The 18,665-nt window shown below is 44.6% G+C and carries 17 protein-coding genes and 1 pseudogene; 16 read left to right on the top strand and 2 right to left on the bottom strand.

Going from position 1 to position 18,665, the window contains the following annotated elements; genetic code table 11:
* Window positions 1-342: 342 nt before the first annotated feature.
* The 4 genes from GZ78_RS14645 (at window position 343) to GZ78_RS14630 (ending at window position 4,117) form a co-directional block, all read left to right on the top strand.
* On the top strand, window positions 343-762 hold the full coding sequence (locus GZ78_RS14645) for a GFA family protein (protein WP_034837465.1): 420 nt from the start codon (window positions 343-345) through the stop codon (window positions 760-762).
* Between the two features lie 594 nt (window positions 763-1,356).
* Window positions 1,357-1,791 carry a hypothetical protein gene (locus GZ78_RS14640; RefSeq protein WP_152558745.1) on the top strand — a complete coding sequence of 145 codons (435 nt, stop codon included), beginning with the start codon at window positions 1,357-1,359 and terminating at the stop codon, window positions 1,789-1,791.
* Window positions 1,792-1,938: 147 nt separating this feature from the next.
* A complete protein-coding gene (locus GZ78_RS14635; RefSeq protein WP_034837460.1) occupies window positions 1,939-2,856 on the top strand; it encodes an aKG-HExxH-type peptide beta-hydroxylase in 918 nt (305 codons plus the stop codon).
* Window positions 2,857-2,869: 13 nt separating this feature from the next.
* Entirely contained in the window at window positions 2,870-4,117 is a 1,248-nt protein-coding gene (locus GZ78_RS14630; RefSeq protein WP_034837458.1) for an MFS transporter, read from the top strand.
* 540 nt (window positions 4,118-4,657) lie between these two features.
* Here the strand turns inward: GZ78_RS14630 and bioA are convergent.
* Window positions 4,658-5,916 (bottom strand): annotated as a pseudogene (gene bioA, locus GZ78_RS29845) (adenosylmethionine--8-amino-7-oxononanoate transaminase).
* Between the two features lie 280 nt (window positions 5,917-6,196).
* Here bioA and GZ78_RS14620 point away from each other — a divergent pair.
* The 11 genes from GZ78_RS14620 (at window position 6,197) to GZ78_RS14565 (ending at window position 14,729) form a co-directional block, all read left to right on the top strand.
* Entirely contained in the window at window positions 6,197-6,496 is a 300-nt protein-coding gene (locus GZ78_RS14620; protein WP_161787396.1) for a DUF2845 domain-containing protein, read from the top strand.
* A 278-nt stretch (window positions 6,497-6,774) separates the two neighbouring features.
* Window positions 6,775-8,160: a TldD/PmbA family protein gene (locus tag GZ78_RS14615; RefSeq protein ID WP_034837455.1), complete on the top strand. Its 1,386-nt coding sequence runs from the start codon at window positions 6,775-6,777 to the stop codon at window positions 8,158-8,160.
* Window positions 8,160-9,503 carry a TldD/PmbA family protein gene (locus GZ78_RS14610; RefSeq protein ID WP_034837453.1) on the top strand — a complete coding sequence of 448 codons (1,344 nt, stop codon included), beginning with the start codon at window positions 8,160-8,162 and terminating at the stop codon, window positions 9,501-9,503. The genes GZ78_RS14615 and GZ78_RS14610 overlap by 1 nt, the downstream gene beginning before the upstream one ends.
* Window positions 9,504-9,667: 164 nt before the next feature.
* Complete coding sequence (locus GZ78_RS14605) at window positions 9,668-9,946, top strand: hypothetical protein (protein ID WP_034837450.1); 279 nt, start codon at window positions 9,668-9,670, stop codon at window positions 9,944-9,946.
* Window positions 9,947-10,280: 334 nt separating this feature from the next.
* Window positions 10,281-10,889: a histidine phosphatase family protein gene (locus GZ78_RS14600; RefSeq protein ID WP_161787395.1), complete on the top strand. Its 609-nt coding sequence runs from the start codon at window positions 10,281-10,283 to the stop codon at window positions 10,887-10,889.
* 149 nt (window positions 10,890-11,038) lie between these two features.
* Complete coding sequence (locus tag GZ78_RS14595) at window positions 11,039-11,506, top strand: GNAT family N-acetyltransferase (protein ID WP_051786197.1); 468 nt, start codon at window positions 11,039-11,041, stop codon at window positions 11,504-11,506.
* Between the two features lie 173 nt (window positions 11,507-11,679).
* Complete coding sequence (locus GZ78_RS14590) at window positions 11,680-12,054, top strand: GFA family protein (RefSeq protein WP_034837447.1); 375 nt, start codon at window positions 11,680-11,682, stop codon at window positions 12,052-12,054.
* Complete coding sequence (locus GZ78_RS14585) at window positions 12,047-12,532, top strand: GNAT family N-acetyltransferase (protein ID WP_034837445.1); 486 nt, start codon at window positions 12,047-12,049, stop codon at window positions 12,530-12,532. Before GZ78_RS14590 ends, GZ78_RS14585 begins: the two co-directional genes overlap by 8 nt.
* 363 nt (window positions 12,533-12,895) lie before the next feature.
* A complete protein-coding gene (locus tag GZ78_RS14575; protein ID WP_034837440.1) occupies window positions 12,896-13,498 on the top strand; it encodes a class I SAM-dependent methyltransferase in 603 nt (200 codons plus the stop codon).
* 30 nt (window positions 13,499-13,528) lie between these two features.
* Window positions 13,529-14,086 (top strand): GNAT family N-acetyltransferase, encoded by a 558-nt coding sequence (locus tag GZ78_RS14570; RefSeq protein WP_034837437.1) that lies wholly within the window; start codon window positions 13,529-13,531, stop codon window positions 14,084-14,086.
* A gap of 127 nt (window positions 14,087-14,213) precedes the next feature.
* Window positions 14,214-14,729, top strand: a complete 516-nt coding sequence (locus tag GZ78_RS14565) for a GNAT family N-acetyltransferase (RefSeq protein WP_034837433.1) — start codon at window positions 14,214-14,216, stop codon at window positions 14,727-14,729.
* Window positions 14,730-14,761: 32 nt separating this feature from the next.
* Here GZ78_RS14565 and GZ78_RS14560 read toward each other — a convergent pair whose 3' ends face one another.
* The gene (locus GZ78_RS14560) at window positions 14,762-17,623 is read right to left on the bottom strand and encodes a hypothetical protein (RefSeq protein WP_034837430.1); all 2,862 of its coding nucleotides are present in this window, start codon (window positions 17,621-17,623) and stop codon (window positions 14,762-14,764) included.
* Between the two features lie 311 nt (window positions 17,624-17,934).
* On the opposite strand from GZ78_RS14560, the gene GZ78_RS14555 reads away from it, so the two are divergent.
* Window positions 17,935-18,633 carry a Type 1 glutamine amidotransferase-like domain-containing protein gene (locus tag GZ78_RS14555; protein WP_034837428.1) on the top strand — a complete coding sequence of 233 codons (699 nt, stop codon included), beginning with the start codon at window positions 17,935-17,937 and terminating at the stop codon, window positions 18,631-18,633.
* The last annotated feature ends 32 nt before the right edge of the window (window positions 18,634-18,665 follow it).

Here is an 18,665-nt window from a genome sequence, read left to right as displayed (position 1 = left end):
ATTGGCACAATGTCGCCTAAATAAAAAAGGCGGCAGGACGTTGCCAGTTTAAGCTCAGGGACAAGGCTTTACTGTCATTGCAATTATGGCAGTCAGATCTCAGGGCGGTAGCGTGTCAGAAAACCTTGGGCTGGTTCCAGGTTCCTGCCTCACAGAGAAACTCACTTCCTTTAAGATTTGTCTTGAAATAACTTCCTGCTTTACATTCGGATGCCGTTCACTCTGAGATTGTCTAAGGGTATTGGGTTTCGACGGCTCAGCCCGAACGGATTTTAAGAAAGTATTGCACCCATCAGTCATGTGGGTCAGTCTCAGCCAGAGCAACAGGTTGGTAGTCATAAAATGTATAAAGGCAGCTGTTTGTGCGGTTCTATTCAAATAGAACTGAAGGGGCCTATCTCCGATATTATTCATTGTCATTGCTCTCTGTGCAGAAAGTCCAGCGGTACCGCATACGCAACCAATGGGTTTATTGAAGCGAAAGATTTGAAAGTGATTGATGCGGAAAATCAGCTGGCCTTTTTTGAGAGGGTAGAAGGTAAGAAAAGGCATTTCTGCAGGCAGTGTGGATCACCTGTTTACAGCTCAAACGCGGCCAATCCCGAAAGGTATAGAATCCGACTGGGGATATTGGATTCTGAAATCACTGAGCGTCCTATCTCCCATAATTTTATAACGTCAAAGGCTGAGTGGGATGATATGGATGCCGAGCTGCCCAGATATGATCGCTACGAGCCTTCTCGGGATGTTTTTTCACTTTAGTTAAGTATTGTAGCTGATGAGTAAAAGGGCATAATGAGCTACTCAAATATTGGAAAAAGTTAGAGTTATGAGGAAGGTGAAAAAAATTACTGATACTTATCACAAGTAAATATAGTATGAGTATTACTTCTAACGTCGATATAAAAAGAATGTGAAAACACGCTATGCGAGATGATAGGAGGGAATGTTAAAAAGTGATAACTTGGTCACTAAAAAGGTTTTATGTCGGAGTTTTTTAATGTTTGACACAGTATTTCTATCTTGTGACCTAATTATTAGAGGGCTTCTCATAAGGTAAGGGAATTGTATTGAAAATCAAATCTTTATGAGTGTTCTTTTGATTTTATTAGGTAGGTTCTTATTTCTATGTGATTGACAGAAGAAGAGTGAAATTACTTTTTATATGTTGTACGTCGAAAGTCTTTTTGTTAGGGTTATTTTGCCTAGGCAAAAAGCAAATAAATATAAACACTGATGTTAACGGAATAGCTTAATGAAAAGTGTAATTAAATCTAATGTAACTGATTTTTTTCTGATTTTAATCGATCCATGATGGGTGGTTGGACCATTGACAGAATTAGCGATGGTGCAGAAGTGAGTGCTAGCAAGCCAAATAATAATGTTGCTGAATTCTTTAATGAAGAAAATCGATCCATGATGGGTGGGTGGACCATTGACAGAATTAGCGGTGGTGCAGAAGAGAGTGCTAGCAAGACAAATAATAATGTTGCTGAATTCTTTAATGAAGAAAATCGATCCATGATGGGTGGGTGGACCATTGACAGAATTAGCGGTGGTGAAGAAGAGAGTGCTAGCAAGACAAATAATAATGTTGCTGAATTCTTTAATGAAGAAAATCGATCCATGATGGGTGGGTGGACCATTGACAGAATTAGCGGTGGTGCAGAAGAGAGTGCTAGCAAGACAAATAATAATGTTGCTGAATTCTTTAATGAAGAAAATCGATCCATGATGGGTGGGTGGACCATTGACAGAATTAGTGGTGGTGCAGAAGAGAGTGAGGGATAATTATTTCTGTCTAATACCCTCTATTGGTAAGGTCTAGATAACGGTTCTTTGTATTAGAATTATTCATTTGAATGATAAAGCATACCGTTTTGAATGTCCTTTCTGATTCTTAATGTTTACTCCCAATAACCTTTTCTGAAAAGGTTATTGGGAGTTCTAAGAACTGAAGTGATTGGTTGGGAAGTTTCTCAAGGAAATGGCTCTAGGTTGTTTTCTCGTCAAGGAGTGAAGAAGATGTTTCTGAGTGTATCTCATAGTAGGGAAAATATAGAAAATCTTGCGAAAGCAGTTTTGCAAGATGAATATGATTCTAACGAACAACTAAAATTCTCTTACTCGAAATCTATAGAAAAAATTCGTGGAATTGAATGTGATCATGATGTAAAAGTTCAGTTTCATAATAGTCCTATTGCTAGAGAAGCAATCAGGCAAGGTGTCTTCTCAGAAGCTGCCGACTTAGATGATAAGATTACGATTCAATCTGAATCATATCAGATGCATTGCTTGAATCTCTACAACGAAGCAATAAAGCTAATCGAGAAGAAGTCCATTCAATTATTACAATTAATTGAGTTAGTTACGACGGATGTCGTTTTTGTTCACTCACCCCGAATTGGCGGGGGGACAGGTTCTCACTTACCGGGCGTTATTTGTATAAGTATTGGTGATGATTGGACGGAAGTTGATGTGGCAAATACTCTAGTGCATGAGGCTACACATCTGAATGTATTTCTGTGTGATATGGTGAATAAGGTGTTTACTTCACCTGCATCGGAGCTTGATAAAGAAGAATACAGAGTATTATCAGCAGTAAGAGTCGGTGATATGAGACCCCTTGATAAAGCAGTTCACTCAGCATTTGTTACTGTTCCTCTGCTTTACTTTGAGAAACTCTTAGGCAGTTGTGAAATGATGAAAGAGTTTTCAGTATCATTGAATGATTGTGTTAATGGTGTGGTTGATAAGGAATTTTTATTTACTCAATATGGTCAACAACTTGTTAATCAACTTAGAGAGTTTAATGAAAGCAGAGACTTTTCACTAGTTGAAAAAGCACTGATATAATCTGGGGGAGAATATGATCAGCTCTAAAGCAATAGGAGGTGAAAGTTTTAATGCCTCGTTATTATTATTTTTGTCATCTGTGTTTTTAGGGATACTCGCAGAGACATTTATTATATTTTCGATCCCACTTATTGTTTTAGAGTTAACTGGTAGTGCTTCTTATGCAGGTCTTGCATTTATGGTGGAATGGATACCAGCAATACTGATGTATCCCATTGCAGGAATAATAGTAGATAAACTAGGGGCAAAGATGTCTTTAGCTTTATCCGCACTCCTTCGCTGTATTGTAATTGTAGCTGTAACAATCTGTTTGTTTGAATTTGAAGAATATACTTTACATATTGTTCTTGTGTGTTCATTTCTCTTGTCGTTTATGTTGCCATTTAGTCGAATGGGAGCAGAAAAACTAGTATCTGCACTAAAAGAACTGAAAAATGTCTCTGTTTTGCATTCTTATGTTCAATCTAGCGAATTGTTGGCTTGGACTCTGGGACCGGCATTAGCTGCGTATGCATCTACTTTATTAAAACTTGAAGAGATACTTGGTTTGGCAGGTTTATTATTCTTTGTTGGACTAATTTCTATTTCACTCTATAAAGATATGGAGATAACAATAGATAAGGAAGATAAGGAAGATAAGGAAGATAAGGGAGTAGGGCTTTTTTTTGGAGTTTCATATGTATGGTCTAATAAAGCGCTTTTTGCATTAGCAATAAATAATTGCATTGCAAATTTTATGTTTGCAGTTGTTCTTTCTTCACATGCGGCTATTGTGACAGAAGTTTTTAAGTTGGATGATGGATACTATGGGTTGCTGAATTTTATTGGCGGGGTTTTTGGCTTTTTAAATTTAGCATTAGTGCCATATTTGATAAGAGAAATGAAGATGCTTTCTTTCTCAATAACTGGTCTAGGGATGATTGGGATAGGGTTCCTGATACTTTCTATTGCTGAAGGATATATGCTTTATGTAGTAGGCTTTTCGATGTCTATTATAGGGATAACTTTGTATAATATATTCAACAGAACTCTAAGAACAACAATTATAGAACAAGAGGTTGTGGGGCAGGTTATGGGCTTTTTTTATCTGTTAAATATAATTATGCTCCCTATTGGAGGTGGGGCTGTTTACTTATTTGCAGATACTTTTGGTAATCAACCAATTATTATGGTCGTTACATTAATTTTAACTCCTGTTTGTATTTTTTTATCTCTCAAAGCTAATCAAGGGTTTTGGAATAGTGAAGCTGTCAAGCAATAATGGTTGTAAATATAGACATAAGAGTTGGGGTTTGTTTTTAAAGTAATGTTAAGCGTTTTTTGTTATTTACCAACTGAATTTACGCAGCTACGAACGTTCCTAGTTGCTTGAGTGAGGCGTGCAAAGCAAATATAGATTTTCGCCCAGAGCTGAAAGTGGCTCATCTGTTGTTTCAATGAAACAACTCTAGCTAGAAGGAAGAGTATATCGATAGAAAGATATACTTACTCTGGGCTCGAACAGTATGAGCTGGCGATTTACCATGACAACATTGGTTTTCCAGTATTTTATAGAAGACTCAACGTTCAAACGTTTTTTGTAGATCATTTTCAAGCTCTCATCGTCACATTCCGGGTGGTTCTCGTTCTGGTGGACCCCACTGTTAACGGAAAGAGTATGAACAAGTCCAACTCACAAGCTTTCCCTGTCTCAGATTATGTTTGGAGTTATACATCAAGAATCAGCTTACCTTTTCCGGTCGCAATCCTGCTTCAGAAATCAGAGAGTCGATATTCTTCATACGGTTCTCGATAATGCCATTTAAATGGCCACTGTCTTTAAACAGTCTTTGAAGCAGTGAGTTAAAAACTCAATATCTTCTGAAGTAGTGTTGAGAGGTATTGCAAGATAAGCGGTTTTGCCAATGCAACGTATTGTGACTCCCTGAGTGATACTGTATTGCCTGAATCTGGCGGCATCAATTTCCTGCTCAACCGATACTGCGGCCAACAAGCCCATGCTTTGGCAGAGAGTTACACCAGGAATATCAGAGTACTCTGCCAATCCCGTCTTTAACTTGTGAGCTATACGTGCGACGTCGGCCTGCCATTGCCCGGTTTCCAGCAGGTCCAGATTGGCATTGCCCGCTGCGCAGCCCAGAACTGTGGCCATGTAGGTAGCCCCATGCATGAAGGGCTGATCTCCGAGAACGTCCAAAACCCGGGATGAGGCCAGGGTGGCGCCCATACTCATCATGCCACCTGTGAGAGATTTAGCGAGGCACATCAGATCAGGACTGATTTGGGCTTGATCACAGGCGAACATGGAGCCGGTTTTGACAAAACCTGCTGCCACCTCATCGGCAACAAAGAGAATGTCGTAATTTTTGCATAAGTCATGAAGGGCTGCCAGGTGTTCCGGTGAATACATTTTCAAACCTGTATAGCCTTGTACCAGAGGTTCTACAAACAGAGCTGCAATTTCATGATGATGTTTCTCCAGGAGCTGTTCGCTTGAAGCCAGGTCTTCTTTTTGGAAAGGGCGGTTAATGCCTAAAGGAGGAGGATCCAGCTGAAAAGCGGGTTTAACAATCCCCTGGTATTCAGAAAAGAGAGAGTGTTCACTTCCACATAACGACATACTGCCAAATGTATCGCCATGGAAGCCATTACGGAGAGTGGCAAAGTGATTTTTTGGGGCTTTCCTGAAGATCTCCAATACTGAAGCGCCATTTTCATAGCCACTTCGACTGCACTGGAACCAGATTCAGAGAAAAATACGGCTTTCATATTGCCAGGCGCAATCTTGGTTAATCTATCAGCCAGTCGCTCAGCAGGTTCGTGAACCAGCTCAGAAAACATGGGAGCGTGGGGCCGTGTCGCCAGCTGGTCATGCATTTTCTGTTCGATGTAAGGATGATGGTATCCATGCAGCATGGCCCACCATCCCATGTTGCCATCCAAGAGCTCGCGGCCATCAATGAGAGTTAAACGAACCCCCTGACTGTGAGTGACTTTTAGAGGTGCCCCTCCAAGAGCTGAGTAGGCGTGCCAGAGTGTTGGCCTGGATTGTTGCTTCATTAGATTTATCAGAATGGATTGAACAAAATGGGTTGAACAATGCCTCCATACTAGTAGAACAGTCTGGACATTGCCGGTTGTCAGGGAGTGTACAAATCAGGGTAAGTCTCTGGATTCACAATGGATAGCCCTGTGAGGCTTAAGCTGGTAGTGGTATGCTCATCGTCATCAGGATAAGGAAGTCAGAAGGTGTTTTTCAGGGGCAGTTTTATGCCTCAAGAAGGGCACCACTCGTTGTATCAGGAATCTAAAAACAATCCATATTATGTTGAGAAAACCAGTGAATAAAATTGCCCCTTCACTTGTCCTCTCATTAGCACTGGCACTGCCTGCTACTTCCCATGCCATGCGCTGTGGGACTCACCTGGTGCAGAAGGGAGACTTGAAATATGAGGTCTCTTCCAAATGTGGACAGCCTGAGTACCGTGAATCCACTGGTTATATCGATGAAGAAAGGCGGGGTAAACGCATTAAGGTGCTGGGTCTGGAAGAGTGGGTTTATAAAATCTCCAGTAGCTACTATCGTCTGGAGTTCAAAGGGAATGAGCTGGTTAAGATTGAATCCAGGGGCAGAATCTAATAACCGTAGTCCAACCTCTCACTCCTTCTGCCATCAAGATTCCAGCCAAACTTCCTTCTGGCCGTCTTGATGGTTCTCTCTGTGTACGCATGACAAGTGACGGGCGTATCGATTATGGTATCAATATTGCCGCTCTGTCGTAGACATTAAACCACCGAACATGGGTCAATGATCATCGATATAGGTACTGCAGTCTGTGCCAAAAGCACGGGTGGGTATCGATTGAAACCCTGAGAGTAACATCCAAAAAATGGGTACCAACCAGACAAGGAGCAATAATGCTGAATTCTGCTACTGCAAAAGCAGTTATTGACCACGCCCTGTTTATGGGGGCTGACTTTGCCGAGTTATTTGTTGAACACCACCAGAACAGTTCTGTGCAGCTGGTATCTGGTGAAGTGGACAAGGTGAACTCGGGTATCGACTTTGGTATTGGAATCCGTCTTTTTTTCGGCCATAAAATCCTCTATGGCTATACCAACAGTTCTGATGAGCAGGAACTGAAGCGAGTGACTGCGCTGTTGGCGGCCAAGGATCAGAGAGACCAGATCGCCCAGGCCGGAGCCCTGAACCTCAATAAATTCCAGGATCATCACCCCTGTATGCAGGCTCTGAGCCAGAGTGCCAATCTGGACGCCAAAATTGCTTTTCTGCGCAAGGCCGATGCTGCGGCAAGAAAGGAAAGCGACAAGATTGTCCAGTACATGGGCAGTGTTCTGCAGCGTGAACAACGGGTAGAAATTTTTAACTCTGAAGGCCTTCATACACACGACACCCGTCATTACACTCGTTTTGCCGGAAACGCTGTGGCACAGGAAGGTAATGAACAAGCTACTGGCTTTGAGGCTCCTGGCGCTCTTACCGGTTGGGAGCTCAATGAACAGTTGGATGCCGAAGCACTGGGCCAGCAAGTAGCCCGACAGGCTTTGGTAAAGCTGAATGCTGACGCCTGTCCTTCCGGTGAAATGCCGGTGGTCATTGGGAATGGTTTTGGCGGGGTTATCTTCCACGAAGCCTGTGGTCATCTATTGGAAACAACGTCAGTTGCCAAACAGGCCTCTGTATTCCACGACCAGATGGGTGAGGTGATTGCGAATCCGGTGGTCAGTGCTGTGGATGACGGTACCCTGGACAATAAATGGGGCTCCATCAATATTGATGATGAAGGGATGGAAACCCGCAAGACCCAGCTGATCAAAGACGGTGTTCTTACCAACTTCATGGCCGACAAAATGGGCGCCTTGAAAACGGGCTTTGAAAGAACGGGCTCAGGTCGTCGTGAAAGCTACAAATACGCTCCGGCTTCCCGTATGAGAAATACCTTTATCGAGGCAGGCAATAGTTCACTGGAGGATATGGTGTCCAGCATTGAGCGGGGTGTCTATGCCAAGAAAATGGGGGGCGGATCGGTCCAGCCGGGTACCGGTGAATTCAACTTTGCCGTGCAGGAAGCTTACCTGATTGAAAACGGAAAGATCAGTAAACCTCTGAAAACCGCCACTCTGATCAGTACGGGGCCAAAAGTACTGAAAGAGATCAGTATGATTGGTGCTGATTTGGACTTTGCTGCGGGCATGTGTGGTTCTGTCAGTGGTTCTGTACCTACAACCGTTGGGCAGGCTGCTCTCAAAGTGGACAAAATCACAGTAGGAGGTGGTAACTGATGAGCGAACAAGCCAAATTGCAGAAAGCCATCGAACACGTGCTGAATTCAGTCCAGGGTCAAGGGGCTGAAGCCGATGTGATTGCCAGTGGCAGCAACAGTTTTTCCCTGAAAGCCAACAAGGGAGAACTGGACGAATACAAGGTGACTTCAGGCCAGGTCATCGGTGTCCGTGTGATCAAGGATCAGAGAGTAGCGACCAGTTACTCAGAATCATTGGAGCCCGCCAGTCTGGATCTGATGATAAAAAATGCTCTGGAAAGTGCCCGGTTTGCCAAGGTCGATGAGCATCAGCAGATCAGTTGTCTGAATAGCAAAATTTCAACGGATATGGATGAAATTCATCAGCCGGATAGTGTATCCGTTGATGAAAAAATTGCTCTGGCTCTCAGCCTGGAACAGGGTGTGGTGAATAAACCTTTTGAACCCAGTTCTCCCTATAACGGCTATGGCGAGTCAGAAAGCCAGTTGTTGATTGCCAACACTCAGGGCAGTTTCTGTGAGCATAAAGAGCGCTCTTTTAGTTGCTATGCCTACACCCTGCTGGAAAAGGATGGCAAACAGTCAATGGATGGTGCTTCTTCCTGTGGTCGAAGTTTCAGTGAGCTCAAGCCTCAGTTCTGTATCGATCATGGCTATGATCTGGCGAATGATCTGCTGGAAGGTGAGCCTGTAGCGACAGGTAGCTACAGTGTGATCTTTGAGGTTGATGCCCTGAGCAGCCTGTTGGGTGCTTTTGGACTCTGCTTCTCTGGTGTGGGTGCCATGAAAGGTGTCAATCCATGGCGGGAAAAGCTGGGTCAGCAAGTAGCCAGCCCATTGTTCAGCATTACGGATAAAGCTTACGTCGAAGGTGGTATGAATATCTGCGCCTTTGACAGCGAAGGTTATGCGGCCAGGGACAATCAGTTGATTGAAAAAGGTCAACTGCAAACCTTGTTGCATAACAGCCATACAGCAAAATCTTTGGAAGCGGAGAATACGGCCAGTGCCTCTCGTGGTGCAAAGAGCAGTCTGGATGTTGCCCCAAGGCATAAAGTCATAGCCGTGGGCAGTTCAAGTCATGCTGAAGTAACAGGTGGAGAATACCTGGAGCTGGTTGATTTGGCAGGTGTTCACTCAGGAGCTGATGCCATCAGTGGTGACTTTTCTTTCGGTGCGTCTGGTTTCTTATGCCGTGATGGCAAGCGTGTACAGCCCGTTCGTGGTATCACAGTAGCAGGCAACTTCTACAAGATGCTGAACGAGATAGACGCTATGGGGTCTGTACTGGAAACGTCCCAGTCCAGAAACTTCTATGCGCCGGTGATTCGTTTCTCCCGTCTGAGTATTGGGGGTAAGTAAGTTGGCCGAACAGAGGGCTGATAGCTGGCCCTCTGGTTTCTCAACTGTTTTTTCTTGAAGCACCTGCTCTTCGACATCGCTCCTACATTCCCTTATGGGAATACCTTGCCCTGATTTTTCAACTGTGCCAAGCATGTAAGCCAAAACTAAAAGAATAAATAACTATGCTAAAAAATCTTTCAGAGCATAAACAAGCGGTATACTTCACGGCAGTTGCCATGTTTCTGGTGAGTGCTTACATGAGCATCCATATTCAGACTCAGGAAGAGTCTGGCAAGGTTGCTATTAAAGCCATTTCTCTGTTTGGTCCCTTCATTGTTCTGTTGTTATTTCAGATTCTCAGAAGGTTCCGAAACCTTCTCGCTTGCGCTGTTATTTATAGTGTTTCAAGCTTTATGCTTGTTTTTGGTGAAGCCATTATTGGCAAGCTGATAGTGGGATAAGAAGCGTTTTCCTAAAGGAATGCTTCTTCAATCTATTCCTCGTTCCCACGATCCTCATGGGAATGCATACTAAGCGCTGCTGTGAAGTGACATAGATTCCAATGCTTCAGAGGATGTCACAAAACCCTATGAAGCATTGGAGCCAGAAAAGCCAAAGGAATCTCAGACATTAAAGAGTACCTGACACAATGTTAGGAGTGATTCTATTGTCTGGTTGCCAGACTGAAATTTAATCAAGCTGAACGATGTTGGAAAAGAAGATTCCTTTCAGGATTGAATGAACTTTTACCTGCTGCGAATCAGGAAGAAATTCCAAAATAAAAAGGAGGTTTTTATGGCAGAACTGCATATATTCAGACATGGAGAGACGGAGTGGAATCTTGAAGGGCGGATGCAGGGCTCTCAGGACTCACCTTTAACCGAGCTTGGAAAGTCTCAGGCCATTGCCGCCAGAAGCAAGATTGAATCCATCGAGTTTGATGCGGTTTACAGCTCTTCCAGTGCAAGGGCCTATGATACTGCTCAATTGCTTCTTGGAGATCGGCAGATACCTGTCCAACAGCTTGATGAGCTGAAAGAGATATCTATGGGAACTTGGGAAGGTATGACCTATAAGGAGGTAGAAAAAGAGTACGCACAGGATCATTTCCATTTCTGGAAACAGCCAAGTCTATTCAGAGGAGAGGGCGCTGAATCATTTCATCAATTAGAAAACCGCTCTGTTTCGGTGATCAAGCAAATTATCAGTCAGCATCAGGACCAGAAAGTACTGGTGGTCTCTCACGGCGCTTTTATTAAAACATTGCTGACCAGTCTTCAGTCCCGCCCTCTGGATGAAATCTGGGAAGGGCCTTATGCGAAAAACCTCTGCCACAGTATTGTGCTGGGTCCTGATGTCAAAGTTAAGCAATACTGCGACGAAGACTGGGGCAATAATTCTTGATAGCGAATCATCAACAGGGTTGGAAATAGCGTTTCTACTCGTTCCCACGATCCTTCGTGGAATGCATACTAAGCATCCTGCGAAGTGGCATAGGTTTCCACTCTGGAGCATGGGAGCCAGAAAAATAAGAATTAAAAAAGGAAGTATTTATGACATCAGAAGTCACCTATCAACGTGGAGTCCTGGGTCTCGGAAAAGAGTGCGAATCTGTACTCAGAACGGTTCCGGAATGGTTTGGCCGGGAAGATTCTATTCAGCATTATATCGAAGATATCAATAAAATGGAGACCTCTACGGCCTGGCATAATGACCAGTTGATAGGCTTTTATGCGGTGAACTTTCATTTCCCGAAAGTGGCTGAACTGCATGTCCTGGCTGTTAGAAAAGAGTATCACCGGGCTGGTATTGGTGGAGAGCTCTACAAAAGGGTTGAAGATGAGCTGAAGGAGAAAGGTGCTAAATTCATCCAGGTCAAAACGCTCAGTCCACGGGCCAAGAATGTTGATTACCAGAAGACCTATGAATTCTATATGAAGCATGGATTTACGCCTCTGGAAGATTTTGACGAGCTTTGGGGAGAAGACACGCCCTCTATTCAGTTGATTAAGGGTATTTAGGATTTATCTCGAAATAACTTCCAGATTTACATTCGGATGCCGTTCACCCTGAGCTTATCGAAGGGTAGTGGTATTGGGCTTCGACAGGCTCAGCCCGAGCGGGGTTTGGTCAAATAAGGAAGTTATTTCCGGTCTATTCCTAAGTCTGAGCGCTATCAATACAGGAGCTGAATATGTACAAAGGAAGCTGTCTTTGCGGATCAGTGCAATATCAGATTTTGTCCGAGCCCAAAAAAGTCACTCATTGTCATTGCTCTATGTGCCAGAAGCAGCATGGTGCTGCTTTCGCCACTTATGCCAGTGTTAAAAAAGAAGATCTGGAGTATGTGCAGGGAGAGGGCTCTCTGAAAAGTTATAACTCATCAGGCACCATCGAAAGAAAGTTCTGCGGACAATGCGGCTCCAGTTTGGAATGGGGAGGCAGCCCTGATTATGCTGAATGGGTGTCTATTGCCATAGGGACCCTGGATTCACCCTACGAGCCGGAAAAAGTAGACAATATTTTCAGAAAAACAAGAGTGTGCTGGATAGGTGAAGTCAATGAGTAATCTGGTAATCAGACAAGCCTCTGAAGAGGACATAGACCTTCTGCCTGAACTGATGTATGAACTGGATCGTTTTCATCACGAGAGCCGCCCGGAAGAATATCGAACACCTGAAGCTATGCACAATGAGCGGGTAAAGCGGAATATATTTGATCACTATCGTTCCGGGAAGTTTGTCGTGTTTCTGGCCCATGTCGATCAAAAGCTGGCAGGTATGGTTTCCGGTCAGATCAAGGAGATGAACTCCATCACTACATGGCCAAAAACGGTGGGCTTTATCAATGAGCTGGTTGTGTTGCCTGAATACCGGGGCAGTGAAGCGGCCACTGAGCTGATGAGCACCATTGAGACTTATTTTTCAGAACAGGGCGCGACGGACATTGGCTTGAATGTCAGCAGCTTTAATGACCGAGCCCAGGGCTTATACAAAAAGCTGGGCTATGACTACGACTCTCACCTGATGGTTAAAAAAGCGGTTTAACTTTTCCCGGAGTATTTATGGATCATAAACTGGAAGGCATTCTCGAATTTCTTCGTGGCGCCGAGCAGCTCAAGAATACACTGCGTACTTCCAGAACATCCAATGGCGGCAGAGAATTCACGAGTTAGGGGTCGTGAAAAAGCCGACCTGTTAAGGCTCTATAAAATGGACAAGACCGGCGGTTGGCAAAAACAGGAAAAACCCACCCCAGTGACTTTGCCGCCCGAGCCCTATACAACCTCGTATAAAACTTCTAATCAAGGTGGGTTCTTACTGCCCATGGCCTTGATCTTTATGGTCAGTGGAGTCATGCCGGTTTCGAAATAAAAAATAACCATCCGAGTAGATTCAGGGTGTATAAAAATGGATCAACAAAAAAAGAAAACATGGAGTGAGTACTATCAAAAGGTGGCTGCCTATCCTCATAAACAGAGAACCGAGGCAGCCGTTGCTCAAAACCAATCCGGATCTCTTGTTGCATTAGACTGCGGTTGCGGAACGGGCAGTGATACAGCCTATCTGCTCAGCCAGAGTTATTCCGTTGTTGCTTTTGATATTAATCAGGAATCAGTGGAGTTTTGTAGTAAACGCTTTGCTGATGAATCTGCTGTTACGATTCATTGCACCGATTTTGAATCATTTACCTATCCCGATGCGGGATTAGTGGTAGCGAATGCCAGTTTGTTTTTTGCCCACCCGGAATCATTCCCGATTATCTGGCAGAAAATAAGGGCGGCCATTCCGATTGGAGGTGTCTTCTGTGGTGATTTCCTGGGTCCTGAAGATGAGTGGCTGGAAGACAAGCGTCATATTCTGACTCCATTAAGCGAGCAGGAGGTCAAAGCTCTGTTTGATGGTTTTGAAATACTGGAATTTTCCGAGCGAAACCGACGTGGACCGACGGCCAGAGGTCCCGAGAAACACTGGCATACGTTCTCGGTGATCGCTCGTAAAAATGTTGTATAAGCGAAGAAAAATAACGAACTGTGAATCTGAATGAGTGGAATAGATTACAAGGATATTGTTTTAAGAAAAGCCCTGCCCGATGAAAGCGACCGGCTCTATGATCTGGTGACTGCCGATGAACGTTGGACTGAGTTCAATGCCCCTTACTTTCCTTATCAAACGCCCACCAGAGACAGCTTTGAACAAGGACTTTTTCAGGACTTGTTAGAAGGCCGGAACAAAAAAGTCATAGAGTATCGTTCTCAACCGGTAGGAACCGTCTCCTGTTACTGGGTGGATGAAAATACCCGCTGGCTGGAGGCAGGAATTGCTCTTTATGACAGTCGCCAATGGGGGAAGGGGATTGGCAAACAGGCATTAGTTGCCTGGATATCCCATCTTTTTGATACCTGTGACATTGCTCGAATGGGTATGACCACCTGGTCCGGAAATCCAGGGATGATTGCCTGTGGAGAAAGCATTGGCTTCAAGATTGAAGGCAGGCTTCGACGTGTCAGGTACTTTAAGGGCACTTATTACGATTCAATCAAGCTGGGCGTGCTCAGAGAAGAGTGGCAACAGTTGTATGATATGACGGAGAGAAGGTAGGGAATAGTCCGGAAATAATTTCCTTATTTGATCAAATCCCTAGCAACCACCCTTCGACAGGCTCAGGGTGAACGGAGCTTATGTTTTAATCGCGAGTTTATATCGAGACAAATCCCGAGTCGGAAGTATGAAAAAACAGTGGAACAATGAAAACATCAAAGTCAGTACGTTCTCTGAACATGAAATCCCTTTGATGAAAACGATTTTTGAGCAGAACGCTTCGGTAAGCGAACACGATCCTTCTTTTGGCGTGTGGTCCATGGAGGTTTATCAGTCGATTTACGCTGAACACCAAAAAGATGATTTCTTTTTGAGAAAAATAATGGATCCGGATAATCGGGCTGTGGGCTATTTCCATTGCAACTATCATCAGGCTAGAAAAGGGGTCTGCTGGATTTCAATGCTCTCAATTTCTCCGGAGTTTCAAGGGAAACAGTTGGGCAGGCACACTTTAGAATCTATTGAACAGCAGGTTCGTTCAAATCCTGAGATTCAGGAGTTATGGCTGGAGGTCTACACCCGTAATCAGGCCGCTCTTCATTTTTGGGTCAGGCAAGGCTTTAACCGTATCGTTAAAGTCATGGATGAAACGGTTAAGGGTGAAACGGTGTCATCCATGATTCTGAGTAAATCCGTTGTTTGATGAAATCAACAGGTCTTTATTCAGACCGGACTTCATTCCATCCTTTCTTCTGCATCCTCTTGATGGTTAATACCTCGGTATTGGACAGGGGTTGTGTGCTGCGTAGCAACAGCTTCAATGTCAACGATATGGGCTTTGATGCAGACTTCACTGCCGTATTTCAAAAGTCCATTTTTTAATGCTTCATCGAGTTGACTGTGAATCTCTCGACTCCAGAGAGCATCTGTCGTGCAACCAATAAAGCAGCAGATCCCTTCGTTGGGATCATAAACCACCAGTTGCTGGGCACCTCCGGTATTGGGAACATCCCATAGCTGAACGATGCAACTGTGCTGTTCCTGGGAAATATAAAGAATTTTGTGTTCTCTCAGCAGCTCTTGCAAACGATCCGTGTTTATAAAAGTAGCGCCCTGATGGTTGTAGCTAACCTCTTCGCCCTCAGTGACAAATTGCTTGTGTTGCCTTTGCAGGAAATCCAGCCGCTCGGGCAGGCTCTTATGATGCATCCACCCTTGATCCGAGAGGTAGTATTTCTCAGCTTTTTCCATATAATCCGTAGGGTGTTTTTCAGGGTGCAAGACCTGCCAGCGAGCATAATCCAGGCAAAATCCGCTACAGACGCCGCTGGCTTTCACTCGATCCGAGTGAATAGCGGTCATTATATCTTGTGGTAATCGGAAAAACTCTGGTTTGACCTTTTCCAAATGAGCGGTTCTTGTTTGCAGTTGTTCTGTTTGTCTCAGAAATTTTTCCATTTCAACCGTGTCGCAAGTGGCGGTATGTTGTTCAACAGAATGATCAGGTACTGGAAAGTAAGGGCTATTGAGAGACTCTAATACTTCTGGCTGTTCTTGGCAGAAAGCGACGATGTTCCCCCATATTTCTGCCAGATTCTCCTCGTTTGACATACGAAAGTGAAAAGCCGGGTTTTTCATACAGAGATTAAACAGCACTTCCAGTGACATCTTTGACAAAAGCTCTGGCTGGTTCTGAAGAGCATCGGCAAACAAAGGGTGCTGATGACACAAACTGTAGAGCAGAGTACTCTCTGCAGAGTTCAGAAAGCCTTTTTGAAGCGCCAGAATCGCCGCTCGTTTCTGGTGTGGTGACACAAGCATAGTGCCGAGAAAATGAATATCTGATATGAGCTCTTGTGGTGACTTCAGAAAAGATTCCGGCTTTTCTAACAGAGCCATTAAGGTGTCTTGGAAATACTCGGCTGCTTGCATTTTTTCATAATCATTAAAATCCGGGTGCTTCATGACTTCAAATGCCAATGTCTGGCTTCTGGAACTGGCTTCAATGATCAGGTGATTAGGAACAGTCAGTGCAGGCTGATGGATGCTTAATAGCATTCTGAGTGCAATCAGGCTGGGATAGGCTGTTTGGAGCTGCTCGCTGGTCTCCTTACTCAGCCTGTTCATTAAAGCTGGGCTTTGCAGTAGTTGAAAGGCTTCCGGGTACGGCTTACTGTTCTGGTTGAATTGCCACTGCCTTTGATGTTCACGCATTAATGCCAGAGCAGCAGGGTTGGCCAGTTCCGTCATTAATTCCTTTTGTGCATTGGGACCCAGGTTTCTAAGAAAAAAGCTGCACAGAACACTGCCGGCTGTGCTGGTATAGCAGTCCATCAGGTCGCTGAAGCCTGCCTGATCCAGCTTTTGTCCCATGGGCAGAATCAACATACCCAGGTTGGGGTAATGATTCAGCAGCTCCAGCTTTTGCTCTGGCGTCATTTTTGTGCGGATATAGTCCTGAGCAATGTCAATGAATGAAATCAGACTTCGGGTCAGCAGCAGAGAGGCAGCATCCTGGTCTCCCAGAATCTTCTGCAAATCCATCCCCTCTGTTTTTCTTAAGTCGGGGTAGCGGGACAGGATTTCCGCCATCATGATCGGATGAAGATCTTCGGTCATTAAGTCCCTTATGCCTGCCAGCCATTCCAGGGCCAGTGATTGATGACACATTAACAGCCGCCATGCAGCTTGTTCATCGTAAGAACAGGGCTCTCCCACGTGATTGAATATTTCGCTGACCAGTTCAGCCTGAAGTATTTCAGCCTTTTCAGTCGAGGCAAGGGCTAACGCGGCACGGTGTCGATAGCCCAGATAAGTCAGTGACAGGTTATTGTTAAACACGGCTTCAGCCAGATGTGGACATTGCTGGCATAGCTTGAACAGTTGAGGCCACTCACTCTCATGGGTAAGACAGTGCCGGTCCATTACAAATTGAGCGACCAGATCAGGATGAGCGTTGGCAATCGAGCTGATGGCTTCAGCACTCATCAGAGGCAGTTTATTTTCCAGAATATAGCTGGCGATGACAGGGCGTGAGTGGCGAGCTATGTAGGCCAGATCTTCACCACAAAGATACTGACTGAAATGCTTCAGCACATCGAGTCTGGCCCTGTCTTTGACCAGCCAGCAGGTCATGCGGGCAATCGCCAGAGATCTTTTTTTATGACTGGTGCTTTTCTGCTCCCGGATAGCTATGAGAAGAGTCTGATCATGGTCACTGACATTGGTAGCTTCAGCGACTGGATGCAGTGGTGTATCACTGAAATGACAATGAGTTAAACCTTTGCCGTACATCTGATGCAGGCAGGCCAGCAGTTCCCCTTCCTGTGCGTCATCCGGTTTTTCATTAAATTGATCGATCAGGCGACACAGTCTTTCTTTTTCGGCCCTGACCGACATTTGCGTCAGCTTCTTAATGGGTTTACCAAAGCGGTCGTAATCCTTTTTGGAACGTACTTCTGTTTCTTGTGCTTCGGTTACCTCCATCATAGAGAACTGGGCAGAAACCTTTTCAAGATCTTCTGCATCGCTGGAAGTGCCTTCATTATTGCCTGAGGGCGAAGAGGTCCGGTAGTCTTCAGAGTGGCTATGAATCATTCGAAAAATTCCTATTAATTAGCCAAGAGTCAGTCATTCAATGAATAATCAGACCATCTAGCAGAGGAAATAGTTCACAACAGATTGTGAATTGGTCAGCAGGGCTGGCAAAGTGGTCAGTAGAGGTAACAAATGTGTCGAAGATATCATTGATAAGATGGAGCAAAGTCGAATGAATCTCATGGAAAAGTGGCGCAGTTTTTATATAAAGCACAATGATTTTTATTAAGAAGTCGGGGTCACTTGAGGGTAGTTAATATGGAAGCAAATTTTATTATTAGTGGCCTGCTCATCAGGATGAGGATATAAAAATGCTCAAGCAGCAAATCATAGCCATGGGAGGAGGGGGTTTTTCCATGGAGGCCTCACCGTTTCTTGATGATTATATTCTCAGCAGTGCAGGCGGCAATCCCCGTATTTGCTTTCTGGCCACCGCTTCTGGCGACAGCGAGGAATACATTACCCGTTTTTATCGCAGATTTACCCAAACAAACTGTCAACCTACTCATCTTGAGCTCTTTCGCAGAGACAAACGAGATCTTGAAGCTTTTCTGCTGTCTCAAGACATTATTTATGTCGGTGGTGGTAATACAGCCAATATGCTGGCTATCTGGGCGGTTCATGGTGTTGACAGGATCTTGAAAAAAGCCCTGGAGAGCGGGGTTGTGCTCTGTGGTATCAGTGCAGGCTCTATCTGCTGGTTTGAAGAGGGTGTGACCGATTCTTTCGGGCAGGCCCTTGCTCCTTATTCGTGCCTTGGATTTTTGTCGGGCAGTAACTGCCCTCACTACGATGGTGAGGCTGAAAGAAAGCCAATCTATCACAGACTTGTGAGTGAAGGCCTGATTTCACCGGGAGTCGCTGCTGATGACAGTGTTGCACTGCACTATGTAGACGGCGAACTTTATCATGTGGTGTCTTCCAAAGCCGGTGCGGCAGCCTACAGGATTGAGGAATATAAGGGAGAAGTGGTTGAAACCCATATCCCTACGTTATATCTGGGTGAATGATTCAGGTGCCTGATCTTGACGGAATGAGAGCT

This window comes from Endozoicomonas numazuensis (assembly GCF_000722635.1).
In the GTDB taxonomy this organism is placed as follows: Bacteria; Pseudomonadota; Gammaproteobacteria; order Pseudomonadales; family Endozoicomonadaceae; genus Endozoicomonas_A; species Endozoicomonas_A numazuensis.
Note: the sequence above shows the minus strand (reverse complement) of the source record. Positions and strands in the feature narration are given on the sequence as shown.

Bases quoted from the DNA above. Each gene is read 5' to 3' on its own strand.
- GZ78_RS14575 (WP_034837440.1), top strand. From the start codon at position 12,896: ATGGATCAACAAAAAAAGAAAACATGGAGTGAGTACTATCAAAAGGTG.
- GZ78_RS14570 (WP_034837437.1), top strand. From the start codon at position 13,529: ATGAGTGGAATAGATTACAAGGATATTGTTTTAAGAAAAGCCCTGCCC.
- GZ78_RS14595 (WP_051786197.1), top strand. From the start codon at position 11,039: ATGACATCAGAAGTCACCTATCAACGTGGAGTCCTGGGTCTCGGAAAA.
- GZ78_RS14555 (WP_034837428.1), top strand. From the start codon at position 17,935: ATGCTCAAGCAGCAAATCATAGCCATGGGAGGAGGGGGTTTTTCCATG.
- GZ78_RS14610 (WP_034837453.1), top strand. From the start codon at position 8,160: ATGAGCGAACAAGCCAAATTGCAGAAAGCCATCGAACACGTGCTGAAT.
- GZ78_RS14645 (WP_034837465.1), top strand. From the start codon at position 343: ATGTATAAAGGCAGCTGTTTGTGCGGTTCTATTCAAATAGAACTGAAG.
- GZ78_RS14585 (WP_034837445.1), top strand. From the start codon at position 12,047: ATGAGTAATCTGGTAATCAGACAAGCCTCTGAAGAGGACATAGACCTT.
- GZ78_RS14560 (WP_034837430.1), bottom strand. From the start codon at position 17,623: ATGATTCATAGCCACTCTGAAGACTACCGGACCTCTTCGCCCTCAGGC.
- GZ78_RS14565 (WP_034837433.1), top strand. From the start codon at position 14,214: ATGAAAAAACAGTGGAACAATGAAAACATCAAAGTCAGTACGTTCTCT.
- GZ78_RS14605 (WP_034837450.1), top strand. From the start codon at position 9,668: ATGCTAAAAAATCTTTCAGAGCATAAACAAGCGGTATACTTCACGGCA.
- GZ78_RS14615 (WP_034837455.1), top strand. From the start codon at position 6,775: ATGCTGAATTCTGCTACTGCAAAAGCAGTTATTGACCACGCCCTGTTT.
- GZ78_RS14630 (WP_034837458.1), top strand. From the start codon at position 2,870: ATGATCAGCTCTAAAGCAATAGGAGGTGAAAGTTTTAATGCCTCGTTA.
- GZ78_RS14590 (WP_034837447.1), top strand. From the start codon at position 11,680: ATGTACAAAGGAAGCTGTCTTTGCGGATCAGTGCAATATCAGATTTTG.
- GZ78_RS14600 (WP_161787395.1), top strand. From the start codon at position 10,281: ATGGCAGAACTGCATATATTCAGACATGGAGAGACGGAGTGGAATCTT.